Below are 16,604 nucleotides of genomic sequence, written 5' to 3'. Positions count from 1 at the left end.
ACATGCGTCACGTTGATTTTCTAGCCGATAACGAAGTCAAACTCCTGCACTGCGGTACCGATTATTTTCCGGCACTGGTCGAGGCGATCGAGGCCGCGCAGTTTGAAATCTATTTCGAGACCTATATCTTTGCCGAGGACGAGACCGGCAAGCGCGTGATGGCCGCGCTGAAGGCCGCCGCCCAGCGCGGCGTGAGCGTGCGCATGATTACCGACTGGTTCGGTACTGGACATAAGCCAGCCTCTCGCCTGCATGCCGAGGTCACGGCGGCCGGTGTCGAACACCGCATCTTCAATCCCTGGTTCCGGCGTGGAGTGACGCGCACCCACCGCAAGATCTGCGTGGTGGATGCCCAGGTGGCTTTTGTCGGCGGCATCAATATCAACGACGATATGTTCACCGACTATGATCACAGCAAGGCGCTGGAGGCGCCGCGCTGGGACTTTGCGGTCGCGGTGCGCGGGCCGCTGGTCGAGTCTATCCATTCCGAAGCCGAGACGCAGTGGACCCGCCTGGGCCACATGAATATCGTCAAGCGCCTGAGCTTGTTTAATGAAGTGCGCAAGCTGAACAAGATTGCGCGCCAGAGCACGATGCAGGCCGGTTTTGTCGTGCGCGACAACCTGCGCAACAGGCGCACCATCCAGCGCGCTTACCTGCAAGCGCTGGGGCGGGCCAGGAAGAGCGTGCTGCTGGCCAATCCTTACTTCGCGCCGGGCCGCAAATTCCGCCGCGCCCTGGCCGCGACGGCGCAGCGCGGGGTGGACGTGGTGCTGTTGATCGGCGTTGGCGAATTCTGGCTGCAGGATGCGGTGGCGCATTCCTTCTACCCCAAGCTGCTGGAAGCGGGCGTGAAGGTGGTGGAGTACCGCAAGACGCAATTGCATGCCAAGGTGGCGGTCATCGACGATGATTGGGCGACCGTTGGCTCCTCCAATGTGGATGGGTTGAGCCTGTTCCTCAACCAGGAAGCCAATGTGGTGATCAAGGACGCCGAGTTCGCGCGTTCCCTGCGGGCCAAGATCGAGGATGCGATTGCCGAGGGTGTGGCGATACAACCGCAGGATTTCGAGCATGTCGGGCGCTTTCGGCGGGCAGGGTACGAAGTGGCCTACTTTTTCTACCGCACGCTGATGCGCATTTTTGCAGTGGGAAAGTACACATGAGTGACGTAAGAATCGACAAATGGCTGTGGGCGGCGCGCTTTTTCAAGACCCGCCAGCTGGCCATCGACGCCATCGACAAGGGCAAGGTGAAATTGTCGAGCGGCGAGCGCATCAAGCCATCGCGCAATGCGAAGCTGGGCGAGCGCCTGCATATCGATAACGGTGCGGACGAATGGGACGTGCTGGTGGTCGGGATTTCCGGCAAGCGGGAAGGGGCGCCGATCGCGCGTCTTCTATACGAAGAGAGCGAAGAATCGCTGGCCCGCCGCGCCGCACTGATCGAGCGCAAGAAACTGTTCCCCGAACCCTTCGCCGACAACAAAGGCCGGCCGACCAAGCGTGACCGCCGCGCCTGGGAGCGCGCCACAACAAAATAAATGGGGACGTACCCCATTTTCCGCCTGCGGCGAATAAATGGGGTACGTCCCCATTTATTTTGTTGCAACGCAACAATAGAGGTGCACTTCTAGTTGTGCCGTTTGACTTTCGCCACCCGCTGGATAATAGTACGAACGTTCGCAAAACTTTTCACCAGTGGCCGATCTGTTAGAGCGAGAATAAGGTTTTTCCTTCTTTCTGGATGGGTCCAAAAGTGAGTGGCATTCTTGTAAATACACCAACGAAATTCATGCGCAAAGGCGAAATGACCCGTGCGGCCATCCTGGATGTGGCCCTCGACCTGGCAAGCCGTGACGGCCTCGAAGGCCTCACGATCGGCCTGCTCGCCGACAAAATGAACATGAGCAAGTCCGGTGTGTTCGCGCACTTTGGTTCGCGAGAAGATTTGCAGATTGAAGTCCTGAAGCTGTATCACCATCGCTTCGAGCAGGAAGTGTTTTACCCGGCGATGAAGGAGGCCCGTGGCCTGCCTCGCCTGCGCGCCATGTTTGCCAACTGGATCAAACGTGTGAGCGTGGAAATTGCCTCGGGCTGCATCTATATCAGTGGCGCCGTCGAGTATGACGACCGCCCTGGCCCGATCCGCGAAGAACTGCTGGCCATGGTCGGCGCGTGGCAGGCAGCCTTGCTGCGTTGCGTGCGCCAGGCCATCGACAACGGCGACCTGCGGGCCGATACCGATGCTTCCCAGCTTGTGTACGAGATGTACGGCCTGATATTGGCCCTGCACCACGAGGCGCGCTTCATGCGCACCCCTGGCAGCGTGGACCGGGCAGGCGTAGGCTTCAACCGACTGATCGAAAACTATCAACCATCCTAAGGCTGCACTTCGCAGCAGCCGAGCAAACATAACCTTTTAGCTATCTGGAGAATAAAATGGGTCAATACGTCGCGCCAATCCGTGATATGCAGTTCGTACTGCATGAACTGCTGAAGGTGGAAGAGAAGCTGAAAGAGCTGCCTCCTCACGCCGAAACCGACGCGGACATCATCAACCAGGTGCTGGAAGAGGGCGCCAAGTTCACCTCCGAAGTGCTGTTCCCGCTGAACCACTCCGGCGACCGCGAAGGCTGCCACCACGATGCGGCTGCCAAGACCGTGACCACGCCAAAAGGCTTCAAGGAAGCCTATGCGCAGTACGTTGAAGGCGGCTGGGCTGCGCTGGCCTGCGATCCTGAATTCGGCGGCCAGGGCCTGCCTATCGTCCTGAACAACTCGTTCTACGAGATGCTGAACTCGGCTAACCAGGCATGGACCATGTATCCAGGCCTGTCGCACGGCGCCTACGAGTGCCTGAAAGAACACGGCACCGACGAACAGAAGCGCCTGTACCTGCCTAAGCTGGTTTCCGGCGAGTGGACCGGCACCATGTGCCTGACCGAGCCACACTGCGGCACCGACCTGGGCATGCTGCGCTCGAAAGCCATCCCTAACGCCGACGGCTCGTGGGACATCACCGGCGCCAAGATCTTCATCTCGGCCGGCGAACACGATATGGCCGAAAACATCCTGCACCTGGTGCTGGCACGCGTGCCGGACGCTCCGGAAGGTTCGAAGGGCATTTCGCTGTTCCTGGTGCCTAAGTTCATCCCTAACGCCGACGGTTCGATCGGCGAGCGCAACCCGATCTTCTGCGGCGCGATCGAAGAAAAGATGGGCATCCACGGCAACTCGACCTGCCAGATGAACCTGGACGGCGCCAAGGGCTGGATCATCGGCCAGCCGAACAAGGGCCTGAACGCGATGTTCGTGTTCATGAACGCCGCCCGCCTGGGTGTAGGCGTGCAGTCCCTGGGCCTGACCGAAGTGGCTTACCAGAACGCCCTGGTGTACGCAAAAGACCGCCTGCAAATGCGCTCGCTGTCCGGCGTGAAGAATCCGGAAGGTCCTGCCGACCCGATCATCGTGCACCCGGACGTGCGCCGCATGCTGCTGACCGGCAAAGCCTACGCTGAAGGCGCGCGCGCTTTCGCTTCCTATGTGGCCCTGCAGATCGACCGCGAACTGCACCACCCTGACGCCGACGTGCGCAAGGAAGCTGGCGACGAAGTGGCCCTGCTGACCCCGATCATCAAGGCTTTCATCACCGACAACGCATGGATCGCTACCTCCGACGCCATGCAGGTGTACGGCGGCCACGGCTACATCTCCGAGTGGGGCATGGAGCAGTATGTGCGCGACGCGCGTATCAACCTGATTTACGAAGGCACCAACACCGTGCAGTCGCTGGACCTGCTGGGTCGTAAGATCCTGATGGACAACGGCGCCAAGCTGCGCAAGTTCGGCGAGAAAGTGCGCGCCTTCGTGGAAGAAAACGGCACCGACGAAGCGATGTCCGAATTCGTCACCCCGCTGGGCGACCTGGGCGAGAAACTGACCAAGCTGACCATGGAAATCGGCATGAAAGCCTTCCAGAACCAGGACGAAGTGGGCGCGGCTGCCGTGCCTTACCTGCGCGTGGCCGGCCACCTGGTGTACTCCTACTTCTTCGCGCAGATGGCGAAGATCGCCCTGGAAAAAGAAGCATCGGGCGACAAGTTCTACACCTCGAAGCTGGCAACCATCCGCTTCTACTTCGGCCGCCTGTACCCAGAAACCGCAACCCTGATCCGCCAGGCTCGTTCCGGCGCCGCCAACCTGATGGCATTGGACGCAGACCTGTTCTGAAGTTGATGGCGCTGGCGGTTCGCGCTCTAAACCGGTAGGGCAGGTGTCTGACCCAATGGGTCAGACACCGGTTTACCGGTTTTGGCGGTGACAGCCGACGCCCACGCATAGCAACGGAAATACCAACTAAAGGATATATATGAGCAACTTCAACGTGAAAAAAGTAGCGGTGCTGGGCGCCGGCGTGATGGGCGCGCAGATCGCTGCCCACTGCGTCAACGCTAAAGTACCAGTCGTCCTGTTTGACCTGCCTGCCAAAGAAGGCAACAAGAACGGCATCGGCATCAAGGCCATTGAAGGCCTGAAAAAACTGTCCCCAGCTCCTTTCGGCGACAAGGCCGACGCTGAGCTGGTGCAGATCGCCAACTACGAAGACAACCTGGACCTGCTGGCCGGCTGCGACCTGATCATCGAAGCGATCGCCGAGCGCATGGACTGGAAGCATGACCTGTACAAGAAGGTCGCTCCGCACATCGCCCAGAACGCGATCTTCGCCTCGAACACCTCCGGCCTGTCGATCAACAAGCTGGCCGAAGGCTTCGACGCCGACCTGAAGGCGCGCTTCTGCGGCGTGCACTTCTTCAACCCACCGCGCTACATGCACCTGGTGGAACTGATCCCGACCACCGCCACCAAGCCGGAAATCCTGGACCAGCTGGAAACCTTCATGACTTCCGTGCTGGGCAAGGGCGTGGTCCGCGCCAAGGACACCCCGAACTTCATCGCTAACCGCGTTGGCGTGTTCGGCATCCTGGCCATCATCCACGAAGCCGAGAAGTTCGGCCTGTCTGTCGACGTGGTCGACGACCTGACCGGCGCCAAGCTGGGCCGCGCCAAGTCCGGTACCTTCCGTACCGCCGACGTGGTTGGCCTGGACACCATGGGCCACGTGATCAAGACCATGGAAGACAACCTGCCGAACGATCCGTTCGCAGCGCTGTACAAGACTCCTGCCGTGCTGTCCGGCCTGGTCGCCAAGGGCGCCCTGGGCCAGAAGTCCGGCGCCGGCTTCTACAAGAAGGTCGGCAAGGACATCATGCGCCTGGACGCAGCGACCGGTGAATACGTCGCCGGCGGCAAGAAGGCAGACGACATCATCGCCCGCATCCTGAAAGAAAAGGATCCGGTCAAGAAGATGAAGGCGCTGCGCGATTCGACCAACCCGCAAGGCCAGTTCCTGTGGGCGATCTTCCGCGACGCTTTCCACTACATCGCGATCCACCTGGAATCGATCGCCGACAACGCACGCGACATCGACTTCGCCATGCGCTGGGGCTTCGGCTGGAACGTTGGTCCATTCGAGACCTGGCAGGCAGCCGGCTGGGGCCAGGTTGCGCAGTGGGTCAAGGAAGACATCGAAGCCGGCAAGGCGCTGTGCAATGCACCGCTGCCAGCATGGGTGTTCGAAGGGAAAGTGGGCGAGCAGGGCGTGCATACCGCTGAAGGCTCGTTCTCGCCAGCGACCAAGTCCTACACCCCGCGTTCGGAACTGGCCGTGTACAAGCGCCAGGAATTCCGCGCTCCGGTCGTGGGCGGCGGCGGCGCCGATCCTAAGACTGCCGGCGTGACCGTGCACGAAGACGAATCCGTGCGCCTGTGGCACACCGGCGACGACGTCCTGATCCTGTCGCTGAAGACCAAGATGCACGTGATCGGCAAAGGCGTGATCGGCGGCATCCAGCGCGGCCTGGCCGAAGCTGAAAAGAACTTCAAAGGCCTGGTGATCTGGAACACCGACGCAGCCGAAGGCGGCGCCTTCTCGGCCGGTGCCGACCTGCAGGAAGCCCTGCCAGCCTTCATGGCCGGCGGCGCCAAAGCAGTCGACCCGATCATCAAGGAACTGCAAGACACCTTCATGTCGATGAAGTATTCCAACGTGCCAGTGGTGGCGGCTGTTGCCGGTATCGCCCTGGGCGGCGGCTGCGAAATGATGCTGCATGCATCGAAGCGCGTAGCGGCCCTGGAATCGTACATCGGCCTGGTGGAAGTGGGCGTTGGCCTGATCCCAGGCGGCGGCGGCCTGAAAGAAGCGGCTGTACGCGCTGCCCGCGAAGCCAAAGGCAACGACATCCTGCAATTCCTGAAGACCGGCTTCACCAACGCTGCAACCGCGAACGTTTCGAAGTCCGCGCTGGAAGCGAAGGCCATGGGCTACCTGAAGGAAGACGACATTATCGTGTTCAACGCCTACGAACTGCTGCACGTGGCGAAAACCACTGCACGTGCGATGGCTGATGCAGGCTACCGCGCTCCGATCCAGCGCCCTGTGCCAGTGACCGGCCGTTACGGCTGGGGCACCATCCGCGGCCAGCTGGTCAACATGCGCGATGGCGGCTTCATCTCCGCACACGACTACAAGCTGGGCGACATGATTGCTGAAATCGTGTCCGGTGGCGACATCGACCAGGGCAGCGTGGTGAGCGAGCAGTGGCTGCTGGATATGGAACGCAAGGCCTTCCTGGAATTGCTGAACCATCCTAAGTCGCAAGAGCGCATCATGGGCATGCTGCAGACCGGTAAGCCGGTTCGCAACTAAGAGCAAATGTCCATCCTGTCGCTGGCCTTCAAAATCCTGTTGCGAGTGAAACCTAGCATGGTCTATGAGCAAATCAAGAAGCACATGACGGAGTCGCTGCCGTTCGTGCGCCTGCTCGGCATCCGCATCGACAGCATCGGCCCGGGAACGGCCGAAGTGTCGATGCCGGACGACGGCAAGCTGCACAACCACCTCGGCACGCCGCACGCAGGTGCGATCTTCACGCTGGCCGAAACGGCGTCAGGCGCGGCCATGGCAGGCGGCTTTGCCGACCTGATCATGGACATGCGCCCGGTCGCCAAGCAGTCGCGCATCGAGTACCAGAAAGTGGCCAAGGGCGCGACGCGCGCCTCCGGCAAGGTGCCGGGCGACATCGCCGCGCTGAAAGCGCAGCTGAAGGATGAAGGAAAAGTAGCGTTCCCGGTCAACGTCGACATCTTCGACGAACACGGCACGCTGGCAGCACAAGTACAGGTGGACTGGTACCTCTCCGCCAAACGCTAACGAACACAGATACTGGAAAGCTTAAAAATGAGCAAACAACTCCAAGACGCATACATCGTCGCCGCTACCCGCACCCCGATCGGTAAAGCACCGCGCGGTATGTTCAGCAAGACCCGCCCGGACGACCTGCTGGTCGCCGCCATCAAGGGCGCCATGGCTGCCGTGCCTGGCCTGGACCCGGCCCTGATCGTCGACGCCATCGTCGGCTGCTCCTTCCCGGAAGCAGAGCAGGGCTTCAACATCGCCCGTAACTCCGTGGTGCTGGCGGGCCTGCCGAACACCGTGGGCGGCGTGACCATCAACCGTTACTGCGCATCGGGCATCACCGCCCTGGCCATGGCTGCTGACCGCATCCGCGTTGGCGAAGCCGACGTGATGATCGCCGGGGGCGTGGAATCGATGTCGATGGTGCCGATGATGGGCCACCACCCATCGATCAACATGGACACCTTCAAGGACGAGAACGTGGGCCTGGCCTACGGCATGGGCCTGACCGCCGAGAAAGTGGCGCAGCAGTGGAAGATCTCCCGCGAAGACCAGGACGCCTTCGGCCTGGAATCGCACCGCAAGGCGATCGCCGCCCAGCAGGCCGGCTTCTTCAAGGACGAGACCACCCCGGTCGAAATCATCACCCGCACCCCTGACCTGCGCACCGGCGAAATCAAGGTTGGCAAGCGTACCGTGGATACCGACGAAGGCGCGCGCGCCGACGCCTCCATGGAAGGCATGGCCAAGCTGAAGCCAGTGTTCGCTGCCAAGGGCACCGTGACTGCCGCGACCTCCTCGCAGATGTCCGACGGCGCAGGCGCGCTGATCGTGGTTTCCGAGAAGATCCTGAAAGAACACAACCTGACCCCACTGGCCAAGTTCTCCTCGTTCGCCGTGCGCGGCGTGCCACCAGAGATCATGGGCATCGGTCCTAAGGTCGCCATCCCAGCCGCTTGCGCCGCTGCCGGCATCACCCAGGACCAGCTGGACTGGATCGAACTGAACGAAGCGTTCGCCGCACAGGCCCTGGCCGTGATCCGCGACCTGAACCTGGACACCAGCAAAGTGAACCCGATGGGCGGCGCAATCGCCTTGGGCCACCCACTGGGCGCAACCGGCGCGATCCGCGCTGCGACCGTAGTGCATGCACTGCGCCGCAACCAGCTGAAATACGGCATGGTCACGATGTGCGTGGGCGCCGGCATGGGTGCAGCAGGCATCATCGAGCGCGTATAATCCGCGCGACAACGCAATAAGCAAGGCGGGTCAGAATGGCCCGCCTTTTTTTATGGTGTCGGACCCTGCGGGTCTGACACCGGTTTACCGGTTTAAAGATTGGAGACAAAGAAAATGGCAATCCAGACCAGCAAGAACGCAGGTATCCTGACCATCGAATTCGACCGCCTGGACCGCAAGAACGCGATCACCTCCGCCATGTACCAGACTATGGCCGACACCATCAACGCCGCTGAGTCGGACACCGAAGTGCGCGCCATCCTGTTCACCGGCAAGCCGGAGATCTTCACCGCCGGTAACGACCTGGTCGACTTCGCGACCACCACCGCTGCCAACGACGGCGTAGCGTTCTCCGATCGCCCTGTTATCAAGTTCATGAAAGCCCTGTTCAACAGCACCAAGCCGGTCGTGGCTGCCGTGAACGGCGCCGCCATCGGCATCGGCACCACCATGCTGATGCACTGCGACCTGGTGTACGCCGCCGATAACGCCAAGTTCTCGGTGCCATTCGCAGCACTGGGCCTGTGCCCTGAATTTGGCTCCAGCATGCTGCTGCCTGCCAATGGCGGCCATGCCCGTGCGGCGGAAAAGCTGATGCTGGGCGAGCCGTTCAGCGCACAGGAAGCCTATGACATGGGCCTGATCTCCAAGCTGCTGCCGGCCGACCAGGTGCTGGCGCATGCGCAAGCGCAAGCGGCAAAGCTGGTAGCACTGCCGGCCGAATCGATCCGCCAGACCAAGCGCCTGATGAAGGCCGGCCGCGAAGCGCTGAAAGCCCACATCGACGTGGAAAGCGCGCAATTCGGCTCCATGCTGACCGGCGCCGAAGCCAAGGAAGCCTTCACCGCCTTCTTCGAGAAGCGCAAGCCTGACTTCTCCAAGTTCGCCTGACGCGAACCATGCAGGCGATTCCCGCTCTGGCCTGGCTGCCGTTTGGCTTGCTGGGCCTTTCAATTGCAAGCACCGGCATGGCGGCCGCGCCCAATGGCCGGCCGGCTTTCCTGCGGCACCTCTGGCTGGTACTGCTCGGACTTGCAATCAGCGCCGGCCTGGTGGCAGGCGTGCTGCGTCCCATCGCCGGGGCCAGTATCGCGGCCTTGCTGGCCTTCTCATGGCTGGCGACCCGTCACGGCAAGACCGCTGTGCGCGTGCCGTTTACGCTATTGACTCTGTTACTGGCATTTGCGCTTGCAGTCCATGCCGTCCCGGGCTACGACAATCCCTTGCTGCTGAAGGATGTCCGGCTGTCCGCCAGCTCAGCGCCATACACCTTGTACGCGAACTTCGACAAGGGCGTGGTCGGGCTTGTGCTGCTGGTGTTCTTCTGCCAGCGCGCCAGCTCCTGGCTGGATTTGGCCAAGGCGTTGAGATCGCAAGCGCTTGCGTTTGCTGGGCTGTTGTGCGCCGTGCTAGGTGTCGGCTGGGCAATCGGATTCGTTCATCCCGACTTCAAGCTGTCGCCATTCCTGCCGCTATTTGCCGTCATCAACCTGCTGTTTGTCTGCGTGGCGGAAGAGGCTTTCTTCCGTGGCGTCATCCAGGGCCAGCTCGCACGCTTCGGCGATGCTTTGGCAGTCGCCGTGGCAGGCCTGCTGTTCGGCGCTGCGCACCTGGCTGGCGGCTGGCAGATTGCCGTCCTGGCCAGCGTGGCAGGCTTGGGTTATGCACTGCTGTATGCGCGGACGCGGCGCATCGAGGTTCCGATCGCCGTCCATTTCCTGCTTAACCTGGTGCATTTCATAGCGTTTACGTATCCGCGCGCTGTCTGAAAGCAGGCTTCAAATCTCGACGATGCAGTTCGGATTGAAGCCTTCATTCTCGCCGCTTCCGCTCTTCGACATGTATCCAAACGGATTGCATACCACTCGGCACGACCCGATCTCGTAGTCAAAGGATTCGTGCATGTGTCCATGCACCCAAAGATCTGCCTTTGCCACTAACTCGTCGAGATTCGAGGCATAGGCAGACGACGTCAGGTCGTTCGCATACTGGCTGGGAACTGAACGCATGGACGGGGCCATGTGGGTCACGACGACGGTTTTGCCGCCATGGGGATCGGCCAGCTTACTGTTAATCCACGACCTGTGCTTTTCATGGAACAGGGCAGTATCCTTGGTGCGCAGCCTGCCGTAGTTCTTGCTCGCCAGTCTTATGCGGCGGTAGTCCGACATTACCTCCTCTGCCCTGGTCATTGCAAGGTAGCGCCGGTCGTCTCCAAATAGCTTGAAGTCGGTCCATAACGCGGCGCCCAGGAAGCGCACGTTTCCGATGATGTGCTCTTCGCAATCCAGGAATTTCACGTTCTCCGTCGCGGCACTGGCTGCGCGTATCTTTTCGATCTCGCTATCCAGGTTGTGGCCATAACCTTCATGGTTGCCATGCACATAGATGACCGGGATATTTTCAAAGGCAGCTTCGGCCCACTGCACGGAGCGCACGCCACTGGTATCGATGTCCCCAGCCAGGACAACGGCGTCCGGCAACGAGGACGCGAGGTCAAACGAAACCTGGTGTTTATTCCAGAATTCACGATGGAGGTCGGAGAGAATCAGTAAGCGCATCGTCTAATCATACCAGTCGCCCCCCGCCATCGATATGCAGCACCTCTCCATTAACGTAGGCATTGGTCATCATGAACAGGATGGCAGAACCGATTTCCTCCGCGCGGCCCACGCGTCCGACTGGAAGGCTTTCGGCAACCTGTTGAAGGAATACCTTGCTGCTTTCGCCTAGCACGTCGAACAGCGGAGTGTCGGTGAAACCTGGCGCGACCACGTTCACGCGAATGGGTTTCAGCTCTTGCGCGAGCGCGCCTGCAAGCGCCTCGACGCCGCGAACCGCAGCCGAAATCACTGCAACGCCGTTGCCGGTCGGGCGATCCGACAATTGGCCGCCCATCAGCGTGATGGAAGCACGTTCGGCAAACAAGGGCAGTGCTGCCTTGATCGCATACAGGGGGCCGGCGATACGCTCGTCAAGCGCGCGCAGCAAGGTGTCCGGGTCGGTATCGGCTACGCGGCCTGCGTTAAAGGTGCCAGCGGTGACGACCAGATGATCCACGCGTTCCATGCCGGCGAACACCGCTTCGACTGCCGCGCGGTCCGTAATGTCTGCCACGACGACTCGGGCGCCTCCCAGTGATTCTGCAGCCCGGTTCAGCTTTTCACGGCTTCGGCCGACCAAGGTGAGTCTTGCGCCCAGGCTCCTGGCTTGGCCGGCCGCAGCCAAACCGATCCCGCTGCTGCCGCCGAAGATGACTACGTGTTGATTGCCGAGCATATCGCTCCTCCGATTGAAGTTGAGTTGCGACGCAGTGTATGCTCTTCAAAAAATGTTGGGTATGCGGTCAAATCGAATGGATGCCATTCCAAAATGGAATGCTGGGAACAATGGATCAACTCAAGGGAATGCAGTCTTTTGTACGTGTCGTGGAAACGGGCAGCTTGTCAGCGGCCGCCCGTGAAGCGGGAATTACACAGCCGACTGTCAGCAAGACAATTTCGAATCTCGAGCGAACGATCGGCGCTCGCCTGCTGGAGCGCAGTTCCACCAGCTTGACGGTAACGGATGCCGGCAAACGATTTTATGAGCAGGCCAAACGCGTGCTTGACGCTTATGAGGAAGCCTTGGCGGACGTCCATGGCGCCCTGGAACAGCCCTCAGGCGCGATCCGGGTCAGCGCGCCGGTCGGCATCGGCCAGGCGCATTTGAGTGCGGCGATCCAGCGATTCCTCGAAGCGCATCCGAATATCCAGGTCGAATTGATCCTGAACGATCGCATGATCGACCTGGTTGAGGAGGGCGTCGACCTTGCAGTACGCCTCGGCGGCGACCTGCCTGGCAACCTGATCGCGAGAAAAGTCGCGTCGTCGCCGCGCGTGCTGCTGGCATCTCCGCAGTATCTGCATCGCTTCGGTACGCCGGCAACGCTGGAGGAGCTGGCCGGACATAACTTTGTGCGCTACGCGTGGCTGCCAGGCGGCGACCGGATTGCCTTCCGTCGTGGCGGACAAGTGGCGGAAATCGAAGTGCGCGGACGTTTTCGCATCAACAGCTCGCAGGGGGTACGCGAATGCCTGGCGTCGGGATTTGCTCTCGGGATGGCTCCACTTTGGCTGGTCGAAGACTTGCTGCAAAGCGGCCAGCTCGTGCGTATCCTGCCCGAGTGGCAAGCGGCGCCCCATGAAGTTCATTTGCTTTACCCGTCCAGGCGCTTCTTGCCGGTCCGCACGCGCGCACTGATCGAGTTCCTGCAAATTACGATTCCAAGCTGGCCAGGCATGGTTCAATAATGCGCGATGGGGGGGCAGACGCTGCTGGTTGCGCTCCCCTGGAGCAGCGGCATGATTTGTCCTGCAAGAATGGCGATGGGTGAGAGTGTTTTTTGTCGTGGTGGCTGGATTGCCAAAAATGCAAAGCAACCATTAAGGCAGAAGTGCGCGGTCGTGCCGCACAAGAGTGCGCGTATAATCCACGCGACGTTTTTCAACCGGAGAATCCAGCAATGTCCATGCAATTCCTGCGCCGCGCCGCCGCACTTTCCGTACTGGCCGCAGCGATCGCCATCCCTGCCCAGGCCGGGAGTTCCGCTTCTTCCGCCTCGAGCGCCGGTTCCGAGTCCTCGGGTAGTGTGTCCGACTCCATCGGCGGCTCCAGCAAGAGCTCCAGTGGCGACGACAAGAAAGTGGCCGCAGGCCAGTATCGCGTGATCGACGTAGCGGAAGCCCCAGGCAAGCCAGGCGCCACCCGCCTGAAGCTGCAAGGCCAGGGTAATGAATTCTTCCTCACCGTGCCGAAAGCCGCCTTGGCCGACCGCGCGCTGCCCACCGGTTCGCTGGTGCAGGTGAGCGAGCGCCCATACGGCTATGAATTCGCTTACGCCGACACCCGTCAGGCCTTCTTCCTGGCCCTCGACGACGCATGGCAACGCGAACTGCGCTCGCACGCAATCTGATCTCCGCCTGCCTCGCGCTGGGCTGGAATACCGCAGCGCAGGCTGGTGGAATGATGTTCTGCGACCGTCCGGCGAAAGTTACGGCGGCGGCGCAGGACCACGTGCTGCGTTTTGCAGCCGTGGTGAAGGATGAATTGAATAGCTCGGGCGCCACGGCCGCCGTGGTGTCGCGTGCCGGCCTTGACCTGGCACGTGTCGGCCTGCGCTATTCGCATGCCGGCCTGGCGCTGAAATCGAGTCCAAACAGCCCGTGGTCGGTGCGCCAGCTCTACTACGCTTGCGACGAGAAGCGCCCGCGCATCTTCGACCAGGGCATGGCCGGTTTCGTGCTCGGCGCGGAAGAACCTTCGCAAGGCCACCTGTCGCTGGTGCTATTACCGGAGGGGGAAGCGGGAAAGCTGCAAGCGGCGGCACTTGACGCACAAATTCCGCTGTCGCTGCTGGCGGGCGAATACAGCGCCAACGCCTACGCCTACAGCACGCGCTACCAGAACTGCAACCAGTGGCTGGTGGAGCTGATCGCCAGCGCCTGGGGTGCGGCTGCGCCGCAACGCGAAGAAGCGCAGCGCTGGCTGCGTGAACGCGGCTACCAAGCGGAGCCGGTCAACGTTGGCCGCACGCTGGTAATTGCGGCGCATTTTGTGCCGCTGGTACATGTGATCGACCATCCTGATGAAGACCTGCGTGCGCAAACAATGCGCGTCAGCATGCCTTCATCGATTGAGCATTTTGTTCGCCGCGAAGCGCCACAAGCGCGACGCATTGAGCTTTGCTACAACGCGAACCAAATCGTGATCCGGCGTGGCTGGGATGCGATGGGTGCGGGTTGCGAAGCGCAGGCTGGCGACGAGGTTATCGCCTTTGAAAACAATCACTGACAAGGTCATATGGATACTCCCATTGCTTCGCTTTACCTGATCTCCGCGGGTGCGCTGGCAATGTCTGCGTTCCAGTCGGCGCTGGTGGCACGCAACAGCTCCTATGTGCGGGCGTGTTGGGCGTTTGCGGTGATCTGCCTGACATTTGCCTGCTTCCAGTACACGAACGTACAGCAGCAACTGGCCCCGGGGCTGGCAGAGGCGATCACGGCGCACAAATGGGTCAATTTCTTCTCGCTCCTGCTGGCGCCGCAGTTCTGCTACCTGGTCGCCTCGCTGGATCCGAGCCCGAGCGCGTTCCGCCTTACCTACGGCATCGCCTTCATTTCGGCCGTGCTGGCGGTGGACAATTTCATGGTGCCTTATGGCTACCGCTTTTCCACATTGCAGACGGATGCGCCGATAGAGCTGCTGTGGGGCGGCAACGCCTTCCTGCTTTACGGTGAAACGACGGCCGCCTATTCGGTCAGCCGCCTGCTATCGCTGGGCGCAGCGATTTTTGCGGCCATTTACTGCGTCCGTGTGCAGCGCCAGAAGGCGCGCTTTTCGAACCGCCTGGTGTGGAGTTCGGCGGCACTGGTGGTGGCGACCACGGCGCTGGGCGGCGCAACCGATACCGGCATGCTGCGGCTGCCTTACCTGAGTGGTTTCGGTTTCCTGTTCCTGGCTGCGTCCTACTTGTTGCTGGTCAAGCGCGAAGCGACCCAGCGCCTGACCGAGAAGATCCGTATCAGCGCCGCGCTGGAGCGTGAACTGGAGAACCACAAGCTATCCAGCAGGCGCATCGAGCGCGCCCTGACCAACGACGCGCTGACCCGGCTGCCCAACCGCGAGGGGGCGATGGAGAAACTGCAGTCCATGGCTACCTGGAGCGAGTCGAACATGACCCGGATGGCGGTGCTGCTGCTCGACCTGGACCGCCTGGCAATCATCAACGGCACGCGCGGCTATGAAGCTGGCAACCAGGTGCTGATCGAAGTGGCGCAGCGCCTTCGCGAGCACTGCGGCAAGCGCCGCCTGGTGGCGCGGCTTGGCAGCGCGCGTTTTGTCGTCGGCATTGCCGGCCATAAGACCCTGGGAGGAATTGAGCGCGAAGTGGAAGGCGTCCTGGCCGCGATCAAGCCGCCCTTTGCGGTGGCGGGCAGCATCCTGAACATGACATTTAGTGCCGGTGTGGCGATCTATCCGGACCACGCCGAATCGGCGGAAGACTTGCTGGCATCGGCGGGCCTGGCCCTGCACGAGGCACGCGATGCGGGCCCGGGCAGCATGCGCACCTTCCATCCGTCGCTGCAGCGATCGCTGAGCGAGCGCATCGGCCTGGAAAATGAGCTGAAGGAAGCGCTTGAGAACGGGGAGCTGTTCCTGCACTACCAGCCGCAAGTCTGCGCCGTCACGGAACGCGTGCTGGGCATGGAAGCCCTGATTCGTTGGCAGCATCCGGAGCTGGGCCTGGTGATGCCGGACAAATTCATTCCGCTGGCAGAATCGACCGGCACGATTGCGGCAATCGGCAGGTGGGTGATCGAAAGCGCTTGCCGCCAATTGCAGGATTGGCGTGCCCTGGGCTTCAGCGAGGTACGCATGGCGGTCAACCTGTCGGCGCAGCAGCTTCTGCTGGACGACCTGGACGATAATGTGCAATCGGCCTTGCGGCGCGCTGGCCTGATGGGCGCCGACCTTGAACTCGAAATCACCGAGTCGGTGCTGATGCAGGATCCGCAGCGTTCGATTGAAAGGCTGGAGGCCTTGCGCGGCCTGGGCGTGCGGTTGTCTATCGACGACTTCGGCACCGGCTATTCCTCGCTCGGCTACCTGAAAATGCTGCCGGTGCATTCGTTCAAGCTCGATCGCAGTTTCGTGCGCGATATCGGCACCAGCGAGAAGGATCTCGAAATCTGCGCTACCGCAGTCGGCCTGGCGCGCAAGCTTGGCCTTGAGATAGTTGCTGAAGGCGTGGAAGACACGGTGCAGGCGGCGCAATTGCGTCATTTGGGCTGCAACCTGCTGCAGGGCTATTACTTTGCGCGCCCGCTTGCGGCGCATGCCGCCACCAATTTCCTGATGGAGCAAAGGGAAGCTGTCGCGTAATTGCCAGCCTGCCTTGCCCTCGCTATTCGCAGCCAGCCGCGCTGCAGCAGTCTTCGTTCGCCGACCCATTGCTGGCGCGGGCGCTATAGACAGCAATGACACTTTTCATGAAGAACTCCGCAGCTGGTCTTGGTATAACTACCAAGTCAGTATGTGCGAATGCGTCTGGTGGCGATGGGCGCAAA

The 16,604-nt window shown here is 61.3% G+C and carries 15 protein-coding genes; 13 read left to right on the top strand and 2 right to left on the bottom strand.

Annotated features, from left to right (window positions below; all coding sequences use genetic code 11):
* Window positions 1-2: 2 nt before the first annotated feature.
* The 9 genes from clsB to ASD58_RS25710 all read left to right on the top strand — a co-directional run bounded on the left by clsB (window position 3) and on the right by ASD58_RS25710 (window position 10,265).
* Complete coding sequence (clsB, locus tag ASD58_RS25750; protein ID WP_057264538.1) at window positions 3-1,166, top strand: cardiolipin synthase ClsB; 1,164 nt, start codon at window positions 3-5, stop codon at window positions 1,164-1,166.
* Window positions 1,163-1,543, top strand: coding sequence for an RNA-binding S4 domain-containing protein (locus ASD58_RS25745; RefSeq protein WP_057264536.1), 381 nt, complete (start codon window positions 1,163-1,165; stop codon window positions 1,541-1,543). Before clsB ends, ASD58_RS25745 begins: the two co-directional genes overlap by 4 nt.
* 251 nt (window positions 1,544-1,794) lie before the next feature.
* Window positions 1,795-2,385, top strand: coding sequence for a TetR/AcrR family transcriptional regulator (locus ASD58_RS25740; RefSeq protein WP_057264534.1), 591 nt, complete (start codon window positions 1,795-1,797; stop codon window positions 2,383-2,385).
* 56 nt (window positions 2,386-2,441) lie between these two features.
* Window positions 2,442-4,232 (top strand): acyl-CoA dehydrogenase C-terminal domain-containing protein, encoded by a 1,791-nt coding sequence (locus ASD58_RS25735; RefSeq protein ID WP_057264532.1) that lies wholly within the window; start codon window positions 2,442-2,444, stop codon window positions 4,230-4,232.
* A 139-nt stretch (window positions 4,233-4,371) separates the two neighbouring features.
* Complete coding sequence (locus ASD58_RS25730) at window positions 4,372-6,768, top strand: 3-hydroxyacyl-CoA dehydrogenase/enoyl-CoA hydratase family protein (protein WP_057264529.1); 2,397 nt, start codon at window positions 4,372-4,374, stop codon at window positions 6,766-6,768.
* A gap of 6 nt (window positions 6,769-6,774) precedes the next feature.
* A complete protein-coding gene (locus ASD58_RS25725) occupies window positions 6,775-7,272 on the top strand; it encodes a YiiD C-terminal domain-containing protein (RefSeq protein ID WP_229210114.1) in 498 nt (165 codons plus the stop codon).
* A 27-nt stretch (window positions 7,273-7,299) separates the two neighbouring features.
* Window positions 7,300-8,496: an acetyl-CoA C-acyltransferase gene (locus ASD58_RS25720; protein WP_057264527.1), complete on the top strand. Its 1,197-nt coding sequence runs from the start codon at window positions 7,300-7,302 to the stop codon at window positions 8,494-8,496.
* A 114-nt stretch (window positions 8,497-8,610) separates the two neighbouring features.
* A complete protein-coding gene (locus ASD58_RS25715; RefSeq protein ID WP_057264525.1) occupies window positions 8,611-9,387 on the top strand; it encodes an enoyl-CoA hydratase in 777 nt (258 codons plus the stop codon).
* 8 nt (window positions 9,388-9,395) lie between these two features.
* On the top strand, window positions 9,396-10,265 hold the full coding sequence (locus tag ASD58_RS25710) for a CPBP family intramembrane glutamic endopeptidase (protein ID WP_057264523.1): 870 nt from the start codon (window positions 9,396-9,398) through the stop codon (window positions 10,263-10,265).
* Window positions 10,266-10,274: 9 nt separating this feature from the next.
* On the opposite strand, the gene ASD58_RS25705 is transcribed toward ASD58_RS25710, so the two are convergent.
* Complete coding sequence (locus tag ASD58_RS25705; protein ID WP_057264521.1) at window positions 10,275-11,057, bottom strand: metallophosphoesterase family protein; 783 nt, start codon at window positions 11,055-11,057, stop codon at window positions 10,275-10,277.
* A 7-nt stretch (window positions 11,058-11,064) separates the two neighbouring features.
* On the bottom strand, window positions 11,065-11,775 hold the full coding sequence (locus ASD58_RS25700) for an SDR family oxidoreductase (protein ID WP_057264520.1): 711 nt from the start codon (window positions 11,773-11,775) through the stop codon (window positions 11,065-11,067).
* Window positions 11,776-11,813: 38 nt separating this feature from the next.
* Between ASD58_RS25700 and ASD58_RS25695 the strand changes: the two genes are divergently transcribed.
* The 4 genes from ASD58_RS25695 (at window position 11,814) to ASD58_RS25680 (ending at window position 16,419) form a co-directional block, all read left to right on the top strand.
* The gene (locus ASD58_RS25695) at window positions 11,814-12,788 is read left to right on the top strand and encodes a LysR family transcriptional regulator (RefSeq protein WP_229210113.1); all 975 of its coding nucleotides are present in this window, start codon (window positions 11,814-11,816) and stop codon (window positions 12,786-12,788) included.
* 212 nt (window positions 12,789-13,000) lie between these two features.
* Entirely contained in the window at window positions 13,001-13,450 is a 450-nt protein-coding gene (locus tag ASD58_RS25690) for a hypothetical protein (RefSeq protein WP_057264516.1), read from the top strand.
* The gene (locus tag ASD58_RS25685; protein WP_057264514.1) at window positions 13,417-14,328 is read left to right on the top strand and encodes a DUF2145 domain-containing protein; all 912 of its coding nucleotides are present in this window, start codon (window positions 13,417-13,419) and stop codon (window positions 14,326-14,328) included. The genes ASD58_RS25690 and ASD58_RS25685 overlap by 34 nt, the downstream gene beginning before the upstream one ends.
* Window positions 14,329-14,337: 9 nt before the next feature.
* Complete coding sequence (locus ASD58_RS25680) at window positions 14,338-16,419, top strand: bifunctional diguanylate cyclase/phosphodiesterase (RefSeq protein ID WP_057264512.1); 2,082 nt, start codon at window positions 14,338-14,340, stop codon at window positions 16,417-16,419.
* The last annotated feature ends 185 nt before the right edge of the window (window positions 16,420-16,604 follow it).

Source organism: Duganella sp. Root1480D1 (assembly GCF_001427305.1).
Classification (GTDB): Bacteria; Pseudomonadota; Gammaproteobacteria; order Burkholderiales; family Burkholderiaceae_D; genus Rugamonas.
The sequence above is the reverse complement of the archived record's forward strand: the minus strand, read 5'-3'. Positions and strand labels throughout refer to the sequence as shown.

Excerpts from the sequence above, each read along its gene's own strand:
- ASD58_RS25745 (WP_057264536.1), top strand. The coding sequence starts at position 1,163 with ATGAGTGACGTAAGAATCGACAAATGGCTGTGGGCGGCGCGCTTTTTC.
- ASD58_RS25680 (WP_057264512.1), top strand. The coding sequence starts at position 14,338 with ATGGATACTCCCATTGCTTCGCTTTACCTGATCTCCGCGGGTGCGCTG.
- ASD58_RS25705 (WP_057264521.1), bottom strand. The coding sequence starts at position 11,057 with ATGCGCTTACTGATTCTCTCCGACCTCCATCGTGAATTCTGGAATAAA.
- ASD58_RS25695 (WP_229210113.1), top strand. The coding sequence starts at position 11,814 with ATGCTCTTCAAAAAATGTTGGGTATGCGGTCAAATCGAATGGATGCCA.
- ASD58_RS25740 (WP_057264534.1), top strand. The coding sequence starts at position 1,795 with ATGCGCAAAGGCGAAATGACCCGTGCGGCCATCCTGGATGTGGCCCTC.
- ASD58_RS25710 (WP_057264523.1), top strand. The coding sequence starts at position 9,396 with ATGCAGGCGATTCCCGCTCTGGCCTGGCTGCCGTTTGGCTTGCTGGGC.
- ASD58_RS25715 (WP_057264525.1), top strand. The coding sequence starts at position 8,611 with ATGGCAATCCAGACCAGCAAGAACGCAGGTATCCTGACCATCGAATTC.
- ASD58_RS25725 (WP_229210114.1), top strand. The coding sequence starts at position 6,775 with ATGTCCATCCTGTCGCTGGCCTTCAAAATCCTGTTGCGAGTGAAACCT.
- ASD58_RS25700 (WP_057264520.1), bottom strand. The coding sequence starts at position 11,775 with ATGCTCGGCAATCAACACGTAGTCATCTTCGGCGGCAGCAGCGGGATC.
- ASD58_RS25685 (WP_057264514.1), top strand. The coding sequence starts at position 13,417 with ATGGCAACGCGAACTGCGCTCGCACGCAATCTGATCTCCGCCTGCCTC.
- clsB (WP_057264538.1), top strand. The coding sequence starts at position 3 with ATGCGTCACGTTGATTTTCTAGCCGATAACGAAGTCAAACTCCTGCAC.
- ASD58_RS25720 (WP_057264527.1), top strand. The coding sequence starts at position 7,300 with ATGAGCAAACAACTCCAAGACGCATACATCGTCGCCGCTACCCGCACC.
- ASD58_RS25730 (WP_057264529.1), top strand. The coding sequence starts at position 4,372 with ATGAGCAACTTCAACGTGAAAAAAGTAGCGGTGCTGGGCGCCGGCGTG.
- ASD58_RS25735 (WP_057264532.1), top strand. The coding sequence starts at position 2,442 with ATGGGTCAATACGTCGCGCCAATCCGTGATATGCAGTTCGTACTGCAT.
- ASD58_RS25690 (WP_057264516.1), top strand. The coding sequence starts at position 13,001 with ATGTCCATGCAATTCCTGCGCCGCGCCGCCGCACTTTCCGTACTGGCC.